Annotated in this window: 2 protein-coding genes; both read right to left on the bottom strand. The window is 42.2% G+C overall.

Annotation, left to right across the window (positions count from 1 at the left end):
- The coding region (gene rpmI, locus A3729_RS01790; RefSeq protein WP_068633029.1) for a 50S ribosomal protein L35 at positions 1-155 on the bottom strand (155 nt) is incomplete at its 3' end.
- A gap of 46 nt (positions 156-201) precedes the next feature.
- The gene (infC, locus tag A3729_RS01795; RefSeq protein WP_156499823.1) at positions 202-738 is read right to left on the bottom strand and encodes a translation initiation factor IF-3; all 537 of its coding nucleotides are present in this window, start codon (positions 736-738) and stop codon (positions 202-204) included.
- Positions 739-883: the final 145 nt, after the last annotated feature.

Here is an 883-nt window from a genome sequence, read left to right on the forward strand (position 1 = left end):
GAGTCTGCAACCTGCTTGCATCCACGTAGCTGACGCTTACGCTTTGGTGATTTTTTAGTCAAAATATGGCTAGTAAAGGATTGCTTGTGCTTGAATCCGTTAGCTGTTTTCTTAAAGCGTTTTGTAGCACCGCTTTTTGCTTTCATTTTAGGCATAATATCTCACTCCGCATTGGAAAAATTAACAAAAATAGCAACCGCGCTATTTTCTCTTTTTCGGGGCCAACACCATCATCATTTGCCGACCTTCCATTTTAGGTCGCTGCTCAACAGTTCCGTACTCTTCCAAGTCTGTTTCGACTCGTTCAAGTAGCTTCATGCCGATTTCCTGATGTGCCATTTCACGACCGCGGTAACGAATCGTCACCTTGGCCTTGTCCCCACCTTCAAGGAAACGTATCAGGTTGCGTAGTTTTACCTGATAATCCCCCTCTTCCGTCCCTGGTCGTAACTTAATTTCTTTAACTTGAGTCTGCTTCTGCTTTTTCTTCTGGGCAGCTTTCTGCTTCTTCTCTTCAAATACTTTTTTACCGTAATCCATGATTTTACACACAATCGGATCACTGTTGGCAATTTGAACCAAATCTAAACTTACTTGTGTGGCACGAGCCAGCGCGTCTTCTATCGGAACAATACCTAACTGCTCACCATCTTCTGCTATAAGACGAACTTCCGTTGCTTCGATATTCTCGTTGATCAACGCTTTTTTTGACTTGCCACTTTGGTTATTACGCTTAATGTCTATTTCTCCACATTAAAAATGCAAACATAGATGAGGTGCACATTTTATACTGCTTACTCACCAGAATTTGCGATACGACCTTTCTGTACAAAATCTTCTTTGAAGACCGCGAGAACATCTTCTAAAGGCATCACGCCAAGAT

It is taken from the genome of Oleiphilus sp. HI0043, assembly GCF_001634935.1.